This window comes from Rhizobium sp. LjRoot98 (genome assembly GCF_964252935.1).
Classification (GTDB): Bacteria; Pseudomonadota; Alphaproteobacteria; order Rhizobiales; family Rhizobiaceae; genus Pararhizobium.
In genome coordinates this window covers 52,182-67,472 of record NZ_CAXUPW020000009.1, presented here as the reverse complement: position 1 = coordinate 67,472, position 15,291 = coordinate 52,182, and the positions used below count along the sequence as shown (strand labels likewise).

12 protein-coding genes and 4 pseudogenes are annotated in these 15,291 nt (G+C 58.4%); 3 read left to right on the top strand and 13 right to left on the bottom strand.

Features of this window, described 5'->3' with window-relative positions:
• Positions 1–63: 63 nt before the first annotated feature.
• The 7 genes from ACSQ3J_RS23595 to ACSQ3J_RS23565 form a co-directional block, all read right to left on the bottom strand.
• Complete coding sequence (locus ACSQ3J_RS23595; protein ID WP_060501601.1) at positions 64–978, bottom strand: sugar phosphate isomerase/epimerase family protein; 915 nt, start codon at positions 976–978, stop codon at positions 64–66.
• 22 nt (positions 979–1,000) lie between these two features.
• Positions 1,001–2,095 (bottom strand): Gfo/Idh/MocA family protein, encoded by a 1,095-nt coding sequence (locus ACSQ3J_RS23590; RefSeq protein WP_060501599.1) that lies wholly within the window; start codon positions 2,093–2,095, stop codon positions 1,001–1,003.
• Between the two features lie 26 nt (positions 2,096–2,121).
• Positions 2,122–3,180, bottom strand: a complete 1,059-nt coding sequence (locus ACSQ3J_RS23585) for an ABC transporter ATP-binding protein (RefSeq protein WP_436040464.1) — start codon at positions 3,178–3,180, stop codon at positions 2,122–2,124.
• Between the two features lies 1 nt (position 3,181).
• Complete coding sequence (locus tag ACSQ3J_RS23580; RefSeq protein ID WP_060501595.1) at positions 3,182–4,276, bottom strand: ABC transporter ATP-binding protein; 1,095 nt, start codon at positions 4,274–4,276, stop codon at positions 3,182–3,184.
• A gap of 3 nt (positions 4,277–4,279) precedes the next feature.
• Complete coding sequence (locus tag ACSQ3J_RS23575) at positions 4,280–5,140, bottom strand: carbohydrate ABC transporter permease (RefSeq protein WP_244481863.1); 861 nt, start codon at positions 5,138–5,140, stop codon at positions 4,280–4,282.
• Positions 5,141–5,232: 92 nt separating this feature from the next.
• Positions 5,233–6,093 carry a carbohydrate ABC transporter permease gene (locus tag ACSQ3J_RS23570; RefSeq protein WP_060501593.1) on the bottom strand — a complete coding sequence of 287 codons (861 nt, stop codon included), beginning with the start codon at positions 6,091–6,093 and terminating at the stop codon, positions 5,233–5,235.
• A gap of 79 nt (positions 6,094–6,172) precedes the next feature.
• Positions 6,173–7,789, bottom strand: a complete 1,617-nt coding sequence (locus ACSQ3J_RS23565; RefSeq protein ID WP_436040463.1) for an extracellular solute-binding protein — start codon at positions 7,787–7,789, stop codon at positions 6,173–6,175.
• A 291-nt stretch (positions 7,790–8,080) separates the two neighbouring features.
• Here ACSQ3J_RS23565 and ACSQ3J_RS23560 point away from each other — a divergent pair, with 291 nt between their 5' ends.
• Positions 8,081–9,100 carry a LacI family DNA-binding transcriptional regulator gene (locus ACSQ3J_RS23560; RefSeq protein ID WP_060501589.1) on the top strand — a complete coding sequence of 340 codons (1,020 nt, stop codon included), beginning with the start codon at positions 8,081–8,083 and terminating at the stop codon, positions 9,098–9,100.
• Between the two features lie 138 nt (positions 9,101–9,238).
• Here ACSQ3J_RS23560 and ACSQ3J_RS23555 read toward each other — a convergent pair.
• The 5 genes and pseudogenes from ACSQ3J_RS23555 to ACSQ3J_RS23535 form a co-directional block, all read right to left on the bottom strand.
• Positions 9,239–9,401: pseudogene (locus ACSQ3J_RS23555) on the bottom strand (ribonuclease activity regulator RraA); the annotation flags it as partial.
• A gap of 287 nt (positions 9,402–9,688) precedes the next feature.
• A pseudogene (locus ACSQ3J_RS23550) lies at positions 9,689–9,883 on the bottom strand (DUF2950 family protein); the annotation flags it as partial.
• A gap of 234 nt (positions 9,884–10,117) precedes the next feature.
• A pseudogene (locus ACSQ3J_RS23545) lies at positions 10,118–10,227 on the bottom strand (DUF1348 family protein); the annotation flags it as partial.
• Positions 10,224–10,847 carry a pyridoxamine 5'-phosphate oxidase family protein gene (locus tag ACSQ3J_RS23540; RefSeq protein ID WP_060501583.1) on the bottom strand — a complete coding sequence of 208 codons (624 nt, stop codon included), beginning with the start codon at positions 10,845–10,847 and terminating at the stop codon, positions 10,224–10,226. The gene ACSQ3J_RS23540 and the pseudogene ACSQ3J_RS23545, both read right to left, overlap by 4 nt.
• Before the next feature lie 116 nt (positions 10,848–10,963).
• A complete protein-coding gene (locus ACSQ3J_RS23535) occupies positions 10,964–11,950 on the bottom strand; it encodes an MBL fold metallo-hydrolase (RefSeq protein ID WP_060501581.1) in 987 nt (328 codons plus the stop codon).
• Positions 11,951–12,252: 302 nt separating this feature from the next.
• On the opposite strand from ACSQ3J_RS23535, the gene ACSQ3J_RS23530 reads away from it, so the two are divergent.
• Positions 12,253–14,103 carry a PAS domain S-box protein gene (locus tag ACSQ3J_RS23530; RefSeq protein ID WP_436040531.1) on the top strand — a complete coding sequence of 617 codons (1,851 nt, stop codon included), beginning with the start codon at positions 12,253–12,255 and terminating at the stop codon, positions 14,101–14,103.
• On the top strand, positions 14,096–14,716 hold the full coding sequence (locus ACSQ3J_RS23525; protein WP_060501576.1) for a response regulator transcription factor: 621 nt from the start codon (positions 14,096–14,098) through the stop codon (positions 14,714–14,716). Before ACSQ3J_RS23530 ends, ACSQ3J_RS23525 begins: the two co-directional genes overlap by 8 nt.
• Positions 14,717–14,925: 209 nt before the next feature.
• Here the strand turns inward: ACSQ3J_RS23525 and ACSQ3J_RS23520 are convergent.
• A pseudogene (locus ACSQ3J_RS23520) lies at positions 14,926–15,291 on the bottom strand (enolase C-terminal domain-like protein); the annotation flags it as partial.

Sequence of the window (15,291 nt, the reverse complement as noted above, 5' to 3'; positions counted from 1 at the left end):
CACCTGCCGGAAGCAGGCCATGCTGTCTAAGGAGCGGCCGAGGCGAGCCCGGCCGCGATGTCGTCAAAGGCCTTGCGCCCGCAGCTTTCCGTCAAGGAACTTCTTGGCGCGCGGCACATCGCTTTCATCCAGATGTTCGATGATCATCGGAATGTTCGGATGCTTCTGCGCCAGACGCTTGAGGTAGAGATCGTAATTCAGCGATCCGAGACCGGGAGCCGGCAGTTCGATTTCGCCGACGCCACGGAACGTGTGGCTTTCGAGCGCATCCGCATCGCCGATGTCGGCATGTTTTTCCGACTTGTCGTCGCCGGACCGCTTCACATCCTTGGCATGGCCGATCTTGATCTTGTCGGACAGCGTGTCAAACACTTGGTTCAGGATCTGATCCATACGGTCGATGTTGTGGGTCTCGAAGTAATTGGTCGGGTCCATCAGCAGGCCGAGGCCCGGATGATCGACCTGCGCGAACATCTTCACCGTTTCCTCGACGGAACCGACGACGTTGTTGACGTAGGTTTCGAGCAGGAAGACCGCGCCGTGATCATAGGCATATTGCGAGAGATCGGCGATGACCTTGCGGCACTCCTCAAAACCTTCCTCGGTCTTGTTCTTGGGGTGATGCACCCAGTCCGATTCCGTGTTGTAGGTGCCGGTTTCCGAGATCACATAGGGCGTGCCGAGATACTGGGCGTGCTTGATGATTTCCTTGAGATAACCGACGCGGCGATCGCGCTCCGCCTTATCCGGGTGGATGATGTTGGTGTAGCCGGAAATGCAGGAAATCGGCAGATTGCGATCGCGAAAGGTCTCGCGGATCTTTACGCACTTGTCCTTGGTGATCTGGCCCGCCGAGAGATCGATGTCCTTGAAGTGCATATCGAGCTGCACCGTGTTGAAACCAAGCGCGCGGATCTTCTGCGCCGTTTCCTCAAGGGCGTACGGGAAATAGCCCGTGAAAATACCGGTTTGCATCATGATGAGAATCCTCCCTCGTTGTTCATGAATGAATAGAAATTTCGGAAAGCCGGACCGTCCGGCCCTCAGCAATCGACTTGTAGCCGGCCTCGATCAACGCCACGGTCTTGACGTTGTCGGCAACGGAGAGCGCCGGTGCGTCGCCGGTCTTCACGGCATATTGCAACTGCTCCATCACGCCGATGAAGGCATGGGGGAACCACATCGTCTCCCATGTCGGCGAGACCCACTTGCCGGTCGTGGTTTTTTTCGAGGCGTAGGACAGCGTCGAGGGCGAGCCGTCCGGCCAGCCGATCGTGCCCTGGGCCACGCCATCGGTGCCTTCGACGCGCCACTTGATATAGATGTCGCTGTCGAACCCTTGTTCGCGCGGGCCGGACCACACGTCTTCCATCGAAACGGCCATCACACCGCTCGGGAAATTGAGCGTGGAAACGGTGATGCCGTCCTTGTGCTCGAACGTCGTGCGCGGATCCTTTCGCGTCAGCGTGGTGATCGTGTCGGGATCGCCGAAGAGGAAGCGCAGCACGTCGAGATGATGTACGCTCATGTTGGAAAGCGTCAGCCGGTCGTAGTCTTCAAGAAACGCCTGCCAATGCGGTATCGCCCGCATCTCGATAGTCGCCAGAACGGGCGTGCCCAATTCCTCTTTTTCAAGGATTTGCTTCAGCACGCGCATCGACTGGTCGTAGCGCATGTTCTGGTTGACGGAGAGAACCTTGCCAGCCTTGGCGGCGGCATCCCGCAATTCGATCGCTTCTTCCAGCGTCAGCGCAAGCGGCTTCTGCGCCAGAATGCCCTTGATATGCGGCTGGGCCAGCGCCTTGCGGATGAGAGCAGGCTGCTGGTCCGGCGGAAAGGCGATGTCGAGGATCTCGATGTTCGGGTCGTTGATCAGCGCATCCGGTGTGTCATGTACTGTCGGAATAGCCCAGCGCTCGGCAACGGCCGCCGCCTTTTCCCGCGTGCGTGACGCGATGGCGACGACCGGAAAGCCCGCCTCCTTGTAGGCTGCCAGATGGCACTCCGCCATGATCATGCCGGCACCGATGCAGCCAATTTTCACATCCCGCACCCTCACCTGCGGATCCGGTGCAAAACCGTTGGCTTCGCTCATAATGACCTCCCGTTTTATCTGTTCGTTCACAGGCCGAGCGCCTCCCCCGCCTGGTTGAAGAAATGGGCTCTCGCCGGATTGCAGCTGAGCGCCACGGCGCTGTCGATGCGGATATCCGGCTGCCCGCGCATCAGCGCTTTGAGCTTCTCCGCGCCGGTATCGACAGTCACGACCGTATAGCCGCCGAGCGGTTCGACTTCATAGACCTTGGCCGGACGTCCCGCATGCGCCGCGCTCCATGGCTCGACCTTCAGGTCTTCCGGCCGCACGCCGATTTCCGAGACATCAGCCGGCACGGCGTCGATCGGTAGCGTGATCGTACCATCGGCTGCCTTCACCCCGTCGCCGCGAACGGCCGACATGATGTTCATCATTGGCGCACCCAGCAGCCGCGCGACGTATCGGCTGACGGGCGTATCGTAGATCTCGCCCGGAGTTCCGACCTGGCGGATTTCGCCATGCTCCATGATGGCAATGCGATCGGCGACGGACATCGCCTCTTCCTGATCGTGGGTGACGTAGATCAGCGTCTGCCCGCGGTCGCGCTGGATGCGCTTGAGCTCGACGCGCGTCTCTTCGCGCAACCGGGCATCGAGGGCCGAAATCGGATCGTCCATCAGATAGGCGACCGGGTCACGCACGAGGGCGCGGGCAATCGCGACGCGCTGACGCTCGCCGCCTGAAAGCTGGGCTGGCGGCTTGTGCAGTAGATGGGCGATATGCAGCTTGGCGGACACCGCCTCGACCCGAGCCCGGATCTTGTCTTCGGCAATCTTCCGCTCGGTGAGTGGGAAACGCACATTCTCCCCCGCCGTCATATGCGGAAAGAGCGCCAGGTTCTGAAACACCATCGCCACGTTGCGATCGGCCGGCGACACATGATTGACGGGCCAGCCGCCGATCAGAACTTCGCCTTCATCCGGCGTTTCCAGGCCGAGGATCAGCTTCAGGACCGTCGATTTTCCCGACAGCGGCGGGCCGAAGAAACAGAAGAATTCGCCCGGCTGAATGTCGAAGCTCGCGTTTTTCAACGCGACGGTTTTGCCGAAGCGCTTGGTGACGTTGCGGAAGGAAATGCCGGCCATGTCAGGCTCCCCGGATCGCATTGCCGGTCACTGCATCGAACAGACGCGCAGCTCCCGGTTCGATGGCAATATGGGCGGTTTCGCCGGTGCTGATGGCAACGTCATTGTCGAAAACGGCTTTCACCCGCTTCTCGCCATCGCCGAAGTGCACCACGGTCCGCGCCCCGATGCGTTCGATAAAGGTCACCGGCATGGCCAGCCCCGCCCCCGATGCCGCCAGCGCAACACGCTCGGGCCGGAAGCCATAGACGACATCGCGTGCCGCCTGCTTGCGGGCGGCGGCAGCAATGGCGGGTTCCAGCGGTGCGGAGATGCCAAGGACACCGAGATCGACGACTATGCCATGGTCGCTGTCGGCAAGCATGCCCTTCGCGAGGTTCATGCCCGGCGAGCCGATAAAATCGGCCACGAAGAGATTGACGGGATCATTGTAGACTTCCAGTGGCGTTCCAACCTGCTGCAACACGCCATGATCCATGACGGCGATGCGGTCGGCCATGGTCATGGCCTCGAGCTGATCGTGGGTGACATAGACCATGGTCTGCTTGAACTGGCGCTGGAGATGTTTCAGCTCCGTGCGCATCACTGCCCTGAAGGCGGCATCGACATTGGAGAGCGGCTCGTCTAGCAGGAAAATCGCCGGTTCGACGATCGCCGAACGGCCGATCGCCAGCCGCTGCAGGATGTTGACCGAAAGTTTGGCGGACGGCTTGTCGAGCATCGGTGTCAGTTGCAGGAAATCGGCCATGGCCTTGACCCGCCGATCCAGCTCGCCTGCCGGCGTGCCGCGTACCTTTAGCCCGTAGGCGAGATTGTCATAGACACTCATGTGGGTGAAGATCGCATAGTTCTGGAACACGAAGCCGACGCCGCGTTTTCCCATGGCAACTCCGTTCATATCGGCGCCATCAAAGGTTATGCGGCCTTCGCTCGGGCTTTCCATGCCGGCGATCATGTTCATGGTCGTCGATTTGCCGCAGCCGGATGGCCCCAGCAGCGCCATGAATTCGCCGTCGCGGATTTCGAGGTCCATGGTCTTCAGCGCCGTGAAGGCGCCAAAACGCTTCACCAGATTTTCAAGATGGATCGCAGTTATGGCTCAGGCCTCCTTCGCTGCATTCATGCGGCTGATGGCCAGCGACACGACGATGGACAGCACCACGAGAATGACCAGCGCGATGGCTGCGACATAACCCCAGATCAGGTCCTGCTGCGTTACCTTGTAAATGTAGACGGAGATGGTTTCCGTCGCGACGCCCGGCCCGCCCCCAGTCATGATGAAGAGCGTATCGAAGATCTTGAAGTTCTCGATGATGCGGATCGACAAGGCGATGATCATGATCGTCTTCATCTTCGGCAGTGCGATCGTGTAAAACCGCTGCCACCAGCTGGCGCCGAGCAAGGTCGCCGCGCGCATCTGGTCGTCCGGCACGCCGACGAGACCGGCGAGCAGGATGAGGAACATCAGCGGCGTCCACTGCCAGATATCGGCGATCATCACCGCTACAAGAGCGGTTCCGGGGCTCGACAGCCACGCGAGTACGAAGGGTCGGCCGATCAGCGTAGAAATAATGTCGTTAACCGGCCCACCCGACTGGAACAGCATAAAGAACATGTAGCCGGCCACCGCAGGCACTACCATCATCGGGATCAGCATGATCGAATAGAACACGCGCTTGCCGATGAAATTGTCCATGAACAGGATGGCAAGCCCCAGACCCAGCAGGAACTCGACCGGCACGCAGATCAGCATCACGAGCGCTGTACGTCCGAGCGCATCCCAGAAGCGGCTGTCGACGGCAAGATCGGTGTAGTTGACAAAGCCGTTCCACAGTTCATAGGCCTGCCACCAGCCGGTGCCCTCGAGCGGCGACCAGTCGGTGAGGCTGATGTAGAGCTGCATCAACAGCGGGAAGACCGCGATGAACAGCACGAGAAGCTGCGCCGGCAGCGTCAACATAAAGCCGAGACGACGGCCGCCATCCTCGGTGCGTGTTTCAGGCGTGGTAAGATCGCCGGGCACGGAGTGCTTCTCCTCGATTGCAAAGCTGCTCATTGCTTGAGCGCTCCAAAGGTAAGGCCGCGAACCAGATGTTTCTGGATGGCGATACCCATGATGACGGGCGGCACGGCGGCGATGAGGCCAAGGGCGGCCTTCGCGCCATAAAGCTGGCCGGTCATCGAGGACGACAGCGACGCCATGTAAACCGGGATCGTTACCCATTCGCGGGTCGTCAAAAGCAGGGCGATGAGATAATCCGACCAGTTGAGGATGAAGACAAAGAGAGCCGAGCTTGCGAGCGCCGGGCGCATCATCGGCAGCGTGATCTTGAGGAACACGCGCATGCGCGAGCAGCCCTCGACCAGAGCTGCATCCTCGATTTCGCGCGGCATGTCGTCAAAGAACGTCTTCATCAGCCAGAATGCGAACGGCAGCGTCACGATGCCGTAGATCAGCGCCAGCCCCCACCAGGTATCGACGAGACCGAAGAAGGCCCACATGATCATGACCGGGATCATCACCGCCATCGGAGGAAACAGCCGGAGTTGGATCAGCGCCAGCGGCAGGTTCTGCCCCGAGCCGAAACGCGACAAGCCGTAGGCGCCGGCCGTGCCTGCCGTCATGGCAATCAGCGTGCCAAAAACGGCCGAGAGCAACGACGCCAGGATCGGCTTGCCGGCGGTCCGGTCGAGCGCGACGATGAGGTCGGAGGTAGATGTCCCCAGAATGAAGCGGAAATTGTCGAGCGTGGGGGCTTTTGGCCACCACGTCAGATCCGCACCGGTGGCCGACCATTCAGCAATCGGCTTGAAGGCCATCGAGGCCATCCAGAGCGTCGGGACGAGCGTTACGGCGAGCGCCAGGAAGATGGCGGCGTAACGGAAAACCTCAAAGGGTAATGAGCGCTTCATGACAGGGAAAACTTCATTCTCGAAAACAGGATGATCGCCGGGCGGGATCTCCGCCGGGCAATCATGTCAGCGGGGCGCGTCAGCCGGCCAGCGGATCGAGCACCGTCGGCCAGGCTTCCTTGTTGGTCTTGATGGCCTCGAGCAGTTTTTCCTCGCCGGTTCGCCGGGCGATGCGCTGCCACTGGCGTTCCGTATCCGCCATGGCCTGCTCCGGCGTTTTCGACTTGGTTAGCGCCGCCATCAGGTTTTCGTCGAGCGCGTTGTGGAAAGCGGTCGCGCCCGGGTAATTGATGGTCGGTACCGTACGGGCAACCGTCTCGCGCACGATGTCCATGTGGTAGTCGTGGTAAGTCTGCCGCACCAAGGGGTCCGAGAAATTCGCCAGCTGGAACGGATCGAAATACCCGCCGGGGTTCGCCGTCATCCAGGAATAGATGCGGCTCGAACCCAGCCATTGCAGCAGGAGGTAGCAGGCTTCCGGGTGTTTGCTCTGGGCCGAGACGCAGGCCGAAAGGTTCAGCCAGAGAACCGAACGGCTCACAAGCTTGCCATCGACCTCGCGGCCGGGCGGCAGCATGGAACCGATCTTGCCGGTGACCTTGGAGCCTTCATTCGCCTTGTTATCGAGAAACTTCGGCAGGTTAGAGAAGGCGGAGGTCATCGCTGCACCACCAGCGGCGAAGTTACCGTACTGTTCCGGCCAGCCCCAGGAAATCGCATCAGGCGAATGATGGCTGAGACTATCGACATATTCCTGCGTCGCCAGATAACCGGCGTCGGAATTGATCAGCGGCTTGCCATCGTCGCCGAACAGGAACTGGTTGGGCGAACCCGTGGACACGAAGCGCTGATACCAGTTGGTGTAACCCCAGCCCTGGTTGCGCAGGTCAGTGGAGCCGAACAAGCCCTTGTCCGGACGATGGAAGAAGGCAGCGATATCGGAATGCTCTTTCCATGTGCGCGGCGGCGCAAGCGCATAGCCGTTCTTGTCGGCAAACGCCTTTTTCTCGGCCTCGTCATTGAAGAGATCGGTGCGATAATTCCAGGTCTGGAAATCGCCATCGAGCGAGACGCCATAGGTCGAACCGCGATACTGGTTCAGCAGCGAGACGCCCTTGGCGCCGTTCACATAACCACGCTCGGGATCGTCCCATTCCGGCTTGTGAGCCGCGACATAGTCGTCAAGCTTGATGATCCCTGCGGTTTCAGCGAGGTCACCGAGGCGGTTCCACTCGACGGCATAGATGTCGAATGCCCCACCCTTGGTGGAGATATCCTGCATCGTCTTGGTGAATTCCTGGCCGTTGGGGACACCGACGATATCAAGCTTGATACCGGTTTCCTTTTCCCAAAGATCCTTGATCGATGGCGCACCGGCCGGGAAAGGCTGGGTTAACTGGCCGATCGATCCATCCGAAAGGCCCAGCACGATCCGCTCCGGCGCCTTGCCGGCCGCCTTCAGCGCCTTGGCCGCCTCGATGGCACGTCCCTCGGGTGTTTCCGCGCCGTACTGATAGCGCTCGGCGCCATCAAATCCGGTCGGCCCTCCGATCATTCCCGGCGCCAGGGCATCGGCCGCAAAGGCACGGCCAGGTCGAATGAATTGCGGCGCAATACCGACTGCAGCCGTCAGTGCAAAGGTTTTTGCACCAGCGGCCAGCAGGCCACGGCGCGAGACCGTAAAAGTGTCGCTCATTGATATATCCTCCCTCGTCGACAGGCCTCCACACCTCGTCAACATGAGGAGTAATGACGTTACGTTTGATTTATGTCAACATCAAAACACATCATATTACGTCTTTTGGCCGGGCTATTTGAGCATTCCGTTGTTGGGAGCGCAGAAATCATGTTTAAATGACGAAACTTGATGGCTTTAGGCCACCCTAGTTCGTTTTCTGAGGATAATAGGGAAGAAGCTCGGGGAAGCCCTTGTATTTGACCACCATCGAAATACATCATTTCCCATCATTTTGAGAAAGGACATGCCTTGCGTTCGACTTTGATGGACATTGCACGCGAAGCCGGCGTTTCCTTGGCGACGGTGGACAGAGTCCTCAACAATCGGGAGGGTGTGCGCGAGCGCACGCGCAAGGTCGTGCTCGAAACAGCCCGCAAGCTGGGCTACGTTTCGGAGCCGGAAAACCAGCCCGCCGGCGCGGATGCGTCCCTTCGGCTGGATTTCGTCCTGCCAGCAGGAACGAACACCTTCATCGCCAAGCTGCTAGAGCAGATCGCCAGCCAGGGCGAATTGCAGGAGGGTATCGATGTCCACACGCATTCGATCGAGGGCTTCAACCCCGACAGCCTTGCAAGACAACTCGATGCCCTGAGCGGCATTACGCAAGGCGTGGGCGTCATTGCGCTGGACCATCCGACGGTGCGCGAGGCGATGCGGAGGCTAGCGGCTTCAGGCGCCCCCATCGTGACGCTCGTTTCTGATATCTTGCATGTCCCGAGGCTCGGCTATGTCGGCATCGACAACCGCGCCGCCGGGCGGCTGGCGGGCTATTTGCTCGGGCGCCTTCTCGGCAGGGGAGCAAAACGCAAGATCGCCCTCTTTGCCGGCTCCCTCTCCTATCGAGGCCATGAGGAACGGGAGATGGGTTTCCGCCATGTCATCGCCGAGGAATTTCGTGATCTGGAGGTCGTCGAACTGCGCGAGATTCGCGACGACCGAAAGCGCGCCTTTGAAGAAACGACGTCGCTGTTAAAGCGTCACCCTGATCTTTCAGGAATCTACAATATCGGAGCCGGCAATGCCGGCATCGGGCAAGCGCTACAGGAAGCGGGGCTCGCCCAGTCCGTCATTTTCGTCGGCCACGAATTGACCGAAAGCACCAAACGTTTCCTGCTTGACGGCACCATAGACGCCGTCATCGACCAGAACCCGCGGGTTGAAGCGCGAGAAGCGCTGTCCATGCTGAAAAACACGCTTTTGGGCCGAAAATTCGACTACCATCCACCACGCCTGCAGGTGATCTTCCGGGAAAACATACCGGAATTTTGATGCAGGCGATAACCTTGTAACGGCCTGCGGCATCCGCGATTACAAGAACCGCCGATCGGATGCGAATTCAACGACCTGTGAATCGGTGCGATCAATATCCAAATGCAGCTCTATCCTCAATCGACCTCACCCCCCTTTCCGGCCAGACTCGATCTCGGATTTCAGAAATTCCTCCTGCTCTTCCATCGCGACGGACTCCTCGGCAATTTGGGCGACATATTCGCGCGGAATGCCGATAACCGCCTCGCTATCACCAAAGATGATGTCGCGTGGATAGGCCGCAAATGCCGCCGCAGGCGATCGTTGCCAATCCAGCGCGCCCCAGAGGGAGCTGCTAGCCAAGGGGACCGTCAACTTTCGGGAAGTCGAGCTATCAGTAAAAACAACCCACATGCAGGTGCGAAGCGGAAATAATTTCCGCTTTCAGTGCCGACGGGTATGGGGCCGGGAGCGGTCACGCAGCCGTCCGCAAAAATAGGTGGACCTGACTCTAGCAGGTCTAGTTTGCGCAAAAGCTTAGCATTCAGTTAAAGCGTTTCTGGTGCTTCCGGCAGCCGCGTGTCCGGCGCTCGATGCTTGGCGCATCGCTCAATCTTCAGTGATATCCCATCTGTCGTCTGGATTGAATGTCCGGATTCCTGCGGCCACCTCCTCGGTCTTGTCTCCGAGATCAGCTTGGTGGACCGTTCCGTTGGCGTTTACGGTAAAGGTGTGAACGCCAATCTCTCTATATCGTATCGGCATCGCGATCAGGGCGAAGCCCGCAATCATGTTGCCGTTAATCTGACGCGACAACTGCTTCAATATTGGCCGAACTCATTGTGGCCAACTTCGCGCAAAGCCGATGACTATGGCTACTCGCATTGGGAGCAGCCAAACTATGCCCCTCCTACAACTTGAAACCGCTAAACATGCCGAGAACAGGCCGAGGTCAAAAGGCAATCCGCTATAGAAATCAATCAGCAGCAACTCTTGGTTATCATGCGTCTCCTAATGTTTCATAGAGTTGTTATATGCCGCAACCCTAGCTGGGTCGCGGCTGTTCCATCCGTCTTCGGCAAGCCTTCTTTATCGACTGCGCTTTCGAGCGTGAATACGGGAAATGGTGGTCGCTGAGCTTCGGTTATCTTCTAGGTCCCTCCAGTTGAGCTCGCAACGTCGCGTTTTCAGTTTCCAATCGCTGCAGTCTCTCACGAAGAGGAGCGACTGCGTGTTCAACCTCCTGTTCGGTGTAGCGGGGGGTGATGTGCTGAGGGCAGTTCCAATCGTACGCCTCAAGCCGAAGCCTGAAAATCGCCTCTGCCCTGCCTTTGTAGCTGTTATCGGACACGAGTGCGCTGAGACCCTCGTCAACACCGAGAGCGAGCCGCTCAACATGGACATATATCTTGAGCCGGGCCCGTCGCACGTAGTCCATCAAAAAGAGACAGGCCCGATCGTTGGTGGCGAAATTGCCGACACTTATATACTGACGATTCCCCCTGTAATCAGCAAAGGCCAATGTTTGCTGATCGACGACCTTGAGGAAGCCGGCTTTTCCTCCACGATGTTGAACATACGGCCAGCCGGTTTCGGAGACGGATGCGATATAGAAGCTGTCACGTGAGGCAATAAAGGCGATTTCTTCTTCTGTGAAGGTCTCGGAAGGGCGGTTCTCTGCGCCCAACCAGATTTGGTCCACGCCCATTGCGGCCTGAGCGGCTCTGACGCTCGGCGTCACAGCCACCTCAAGGAAATGATAGGGCATGTCTGATCTCCGTGCTTCGTCAGGCCCGCGTCGGTGTCTCCCGGTGCGGGGCCTGATCTATCTTGGGCTGGCCGAACTCAATGCCAGGAAAATTTCTAATTCGCGAAAAGCGGGCATTAGTCCTGCAATGCCCAGTCTGCAGCCTGCCAACGCATTTCCCCGCGATCTGCAACGACCCGTCCCAGCCCGGGGAAAGGCATATGCGTGGCGGCGATCAGCGCACCCTCGGACGCAGCGAGCGGAAAGAAACGATCCCGCATAGCTTTAGCAGCGGCCTGGTCCTGCTCGAACAGGAAGAATACATCGGTTGCGGCCGGATGCACGACGGGGAAAATCATGTCTGAAACCATGATCAGGCTCTTGCCGCCATCTTCGATCCGCACGCCGATATGGCCGGGCGTATGGCCGGTCAGGTCGACAATCGAAATGCCCGGCGATATCTCGCGCTGCCCGTCGATCGCCTGCAGCCTCGGATACAACCGCACGACCTCCTCCGCCATCTTGAAGCTGGGCTGCAGAAAATCAGGCGCTCCGTTGCGCTTTGCAGGATCAGTCCAGTGGTTAACGTCGCGACGATCGATATAGACCTCAGCGTTGGGATAGTTGTTTTTGCCTCCGAGAACCAGTCCGCCCATGTGGTCCTGGTGCATATGCGTCACGATGACCGCGTCGATCTGATCAGGCTCCAAACCAAGTGCGGCGAGTGCCTGGGGCAGTTGCCCCGTCTGCCCGATCGAACCCGCCGCCCCGGCATCGATCAGGACTCGGCGTTGACCATCCTCGACCAGATACTGGTTGAAGAGGAAACGAACCCCACTCGGCCGAGCGGTAAACTGCGCGTTCGCGGCCTTTTCTACCTCCGGCGCTGAGCGTCCCGGAAAGTAGTCGAAGGGCATATCGGCATACCCGTCCGTCAATGCCGTGACGGTGAAGCGACCGATGCGGATCTGTGCGAACGGAGTTACCGTAAACGGCGCAGCGGCGGCGGCCTGCGTTGCGGCATGGGCGGAAGCGCTGCCTAGCAGGTTTCCACCGAAAAGACTTCCTCCGATGAGGCCGAGAGGCAAAGCGCCGGCAAAAGCGCGGCGTGAGAGCTGAGGCATGACGTCGTCCTTATGATCGATTGATAATATCGTCAGCTTTGCGCTTCTTCGGTCATACGCCGGCGCTCAAGCGCTGCTTCAGGCTATGGGTAGGTTGGTTCAAGCCCGTCCGCAATTGCGATCTAGGTCACAGGCAACTAGCCGAAGGCACTGTAAAAATAGACTTTCGTCTATCAATCTCGCCTAACGCCTCGGCGAGAAAAGGCGTAGTTTCCAGTCAGTTGCAGGCGGCGCGAATATCTGAGGGAATCGACTTGGAAAAACAGAGGGACTTCGACGCGATTATCGACCTGATCCCTGCAATGGCATGGTCGACAACGTCTGATGGTATGCTCGATTTCGCCAATCAGCACTTTCTTGAATATATCGGCATGCCGCTTGCCGAGATTGCCGGTGAAAACTTCTACCGGCTTTTTCACCCCGATGATGTCAGCCACCTGGGCTCGGAGTGGCGACGCATCATGGTTTCCAAGATAGGAAGGGAAGTTGAAGGTCGGATCCGTCGTGCCGACGGCGACTATCGCTGGTGTAGCCTTCGACAGAAGCCTCGGCTCGATACTGAGGGAAACGTCGTGAAGTGGTATGGGGTCGTCCTCGATATCGAAGACCGAAAACAAGCCGAAAATGCGCTAAAAGAGGCCAAGTCGGCACTCGCCGCCAGTGAAGAGAATCTGAGGCTCATCATCAATTCGCTTCCTGTTCTCGTATGGTCTGCGCGCCCCGATGGGAGCGCTGACTTCGTGAACCAGAGTTGGCTGGATTATGCCGGGCTACCGGCCGACAGTATCCTCGAATGGGGCTTTCTCGACCTTTACCATCCCGACGACATTCCGGAGATGGTGGAAATCTGGAAGCGCGACCTCGAACATTCTGACCACACTCACCTGAAAGGTCGCATTCGCGGTCGAGATGGGCGATACCGCTGGTTCTATTTCTCAGGCCGCAAGCTCACCGATGCCAACGGCATTGTTCGCTGGTTCGGCGTCAACATCGACATTGAAAATCTGCAGTACGCCGAAAATGCTCTGCGGGCGAGTGAAGCAGCTCTCAGAGAAAGCGAACACAAGCTCAACCTCATCATTAATACCATCCCCGCCATGGCCTGGTCCTGCACGCCGGATGGGCAGCTGGAGTATTGGAACAAAATTTTCATCGATTTTGTCGGCCTGCCTATCGAAGAGCTCCAGGGCTTTGGCTTTTATCGCGTATTTCATCCTGACGACGTCGAACGTATGCGCATAAGTTGGGAGGAGATCGTTGCCACCAAACGCCCCGATCCAGTAGACGCCCGCATCAGGCGGTTCGACGGTGAGTACAGGTGGTTCAATCTGCAGCAAAGCCCATTGCTTGACGCTCAGGGGAATGTCGTGCGGTGGTACGGCGTTGTCGTTGACATCGAAGACCGAAAACGCGCCGAGGAATCCCTACGACAAAGCCAAAGCCACCTCGCGCAAGTCACCCGCGTTACAACGATCGGCGAACTTGCGGTCTCCATCGCGCACGAGATCAATCAACCTCTCATGGCAGTCGTGACCAATGCCGGGACATGTCTGCGTTGGCTGCAGGAAGGGCATATCAATCTCGATCAAGCTCGATTGGCTGCGGAGCGCGTCGTAAATGATGGGCACCGCGCCGGCGAAATCGTCGCCAGCATACGTGCAATGGCCCAAAGATCTCCTGTACGAATGGAGAAAACCGACTTCAAAAAAGCGTTTGGCGACGTGCTTTTTCTTTTGCGGGAAGAGCTGCAGTCCCGAGGCTTGCAGGTCGTAACGGATATCACGCCGGAAACTGTCGATGTCCTTGGTGATCGCACTCAGCTTCAGCAGGTTCTCCTCAATCTGATCATGAACGGCGCCGAGGCAATGCGTCGAGGCGCAGACGCAGTGATCAAGGTCGGCTGCGCGCTCGGCAACGAGGGCGAAATCGAGGTCAGCGTTTCCGATACGGGGCAAGGAATACCGCCCGAACAGCTCGACCGGGTATTCGAACCCTTCTTCACCACGAAGTCCGATGGGATCGGGATTGGTCTCTCTATCTGCCGTTCCATCATCGAAGCTCATGGAGGGCGCATCTGGGCAACAACCAATCATCCTAGCGGAAGCTCGTTCAGGTTCACGCTTTCTCGCTTCCAGGAGACAGCCGTTGATTGATGACAAGAAGAACAGGCGGCCAACTGTCATCGTGATCGATGATGACCAAAGCGTCCGCGAAGCTCTTAAAGGGCTGTTCGAGTCCGTGGGATTAATCGCTGAGACACATGGTTCCGTCAGAGAATTTCTGGAAGCAGATGATCCTGAGAAGGCTGGGTGCATCGTTCTTGACATACGCCTTCCCGGGCAAAGCGGGCTTGAATTTCAGGAGGCATTGGTAAAGAGTAATCTCCCTCGGTCCGTCGTTCTCATCAGCGCCCATGTCGATGTGCCGATGGCGGTACGGGCAATGAAAGCAGGCGCAATTGACGTTCTCACCAAGCCGGTTCGGGAGCAGGATTTGCTGGAAGCCGTCAACCGCGCGATCGCCAATGACGCCGCTCGTCGAGAAGAGCGAACCGCGAAAGCTGCCATTCGTTCGAGATACATCACGCTCACGGAGCGTGAGCGGCAGATTATGAAATTGGTGATCACCGGCAAACTGAATAAGCAAATTGCGACAGAGCTGCACCTTGCGGAGCCCACGGTGAAACTTCACAGGGGCCACATGATGGGGAAGATGAAAGCCACATCGGTCGCCCATCTGGTCAAAATCGCTGATGGCCTGTTTTAAGGGCTGCTCCAAGGGGAACCCGGAAGTCACGGGATTAACGCAGGGAGGCAAGCGTTTAGGGCCTTGTAGGACACGCGACACGCTCAGCGTCGCTTCAATCGGCAACTGATTATCTGGCGAAACATCATCTTGGGCGAACGTCCGTTGGATCGCCGCTACGCATGTAAAAGCAACCTCTCATGGGTTGTGAGAGGCTGCGCTGGTTATTTTTATGCAGACAGGGCGTGCATCTCGCGAATGAGATCGGATTTCCCCTCGAAGCCGATGCCCGGAATGTCAGGCATCATGATGTGGCCGTCCTCAACCTTCACCCCATCTGGAAAACCACCATAGGGTTGGAACAGGTCCGGATAGCTTTCGTTGCCGCCAAGGCCGAGGCCGGCTGCGAAGTTGAGCGACATCTGATGACCACCGTGCGGAATGCAGCGCGAGGGCGACCAGCCGTGGGCCTTCAGCATGTCGAGTGTGCGCAGGTATTCGACCAAACCGTACGAAAGCGCGCAGTCGAATTGCAGCCAGTCGCGATCGGACCGCATGCCGCCCTGGCGGATAAGATTGCGGGCGTCCTGCATGCT

Coding starts and splice junctions, on each gene's coding strand:
- ACSQ3J_RS23595 (WP_060501601.1), bottom strand. CDS start 978: ATGATGCAAACCGGTATTTTCACGGGCTATTTCCCGTACGCCCTTGAG.
- ACSQ3J_RS23590 (WP_060501599.1), bottom strand. CDS start 2,095: ATGAGCGAAGCCAACGGTTTTGCACCGGATCCGCAGGTGAGGGTGCGG.
- ACSQ3J_RS23585 (WP_436040464.1), bottom strand. CDS start 3,180: ATGGCCGGCATTTCCTTCCGCAACGTCACCAAGCGCTTCGGCAAAACC.
- ACSQ3J_RS23575 (WP_244481863.1), bottom strand. CDS start 5,140: ATGTTGACGCTGCCGGCGCAGCTTCTCGTGCTGTTCATCGCGGTCTTC.
- ACSQ3J_RS23570 (WP_060501593.1), bottom strand. CDS start 6,093: ATGAAGCGCTCATTACCCTTTGAGGTTTTCCGTTACGCCGCCATCTTC.
- ACSQ3J_RS23565 (WP_436040463.1), bottom strand. CDS start 7,789: ATGAGCGACACTTTTACGGTCTCGCGCCGTGGCCTGCTGGCCGCTGGT.
- ACSQ3J_RS23540 (WP_060501583.1), bottom strand. CDS start 10,847: ATGCCCTATCATTTCCTTGAGGTGGCTGTGACGCCGAGCGTCAGAGCC.
- ACSQ3J_RS23535 (WP_060501581.1), bottom strand. CDS start 11,950: ATGCCTCAGCTCTCACGCCGCGCTTTTGCCGGCGCTTTGCCTCTCGGC.
- ACSQ3J_RS23530 (WP_436040531.1), top strand. CDS start 12,253: ATGGCATGGTCGACAACGTCTGATGGTATGCTCGATTTCGCCAATCAG.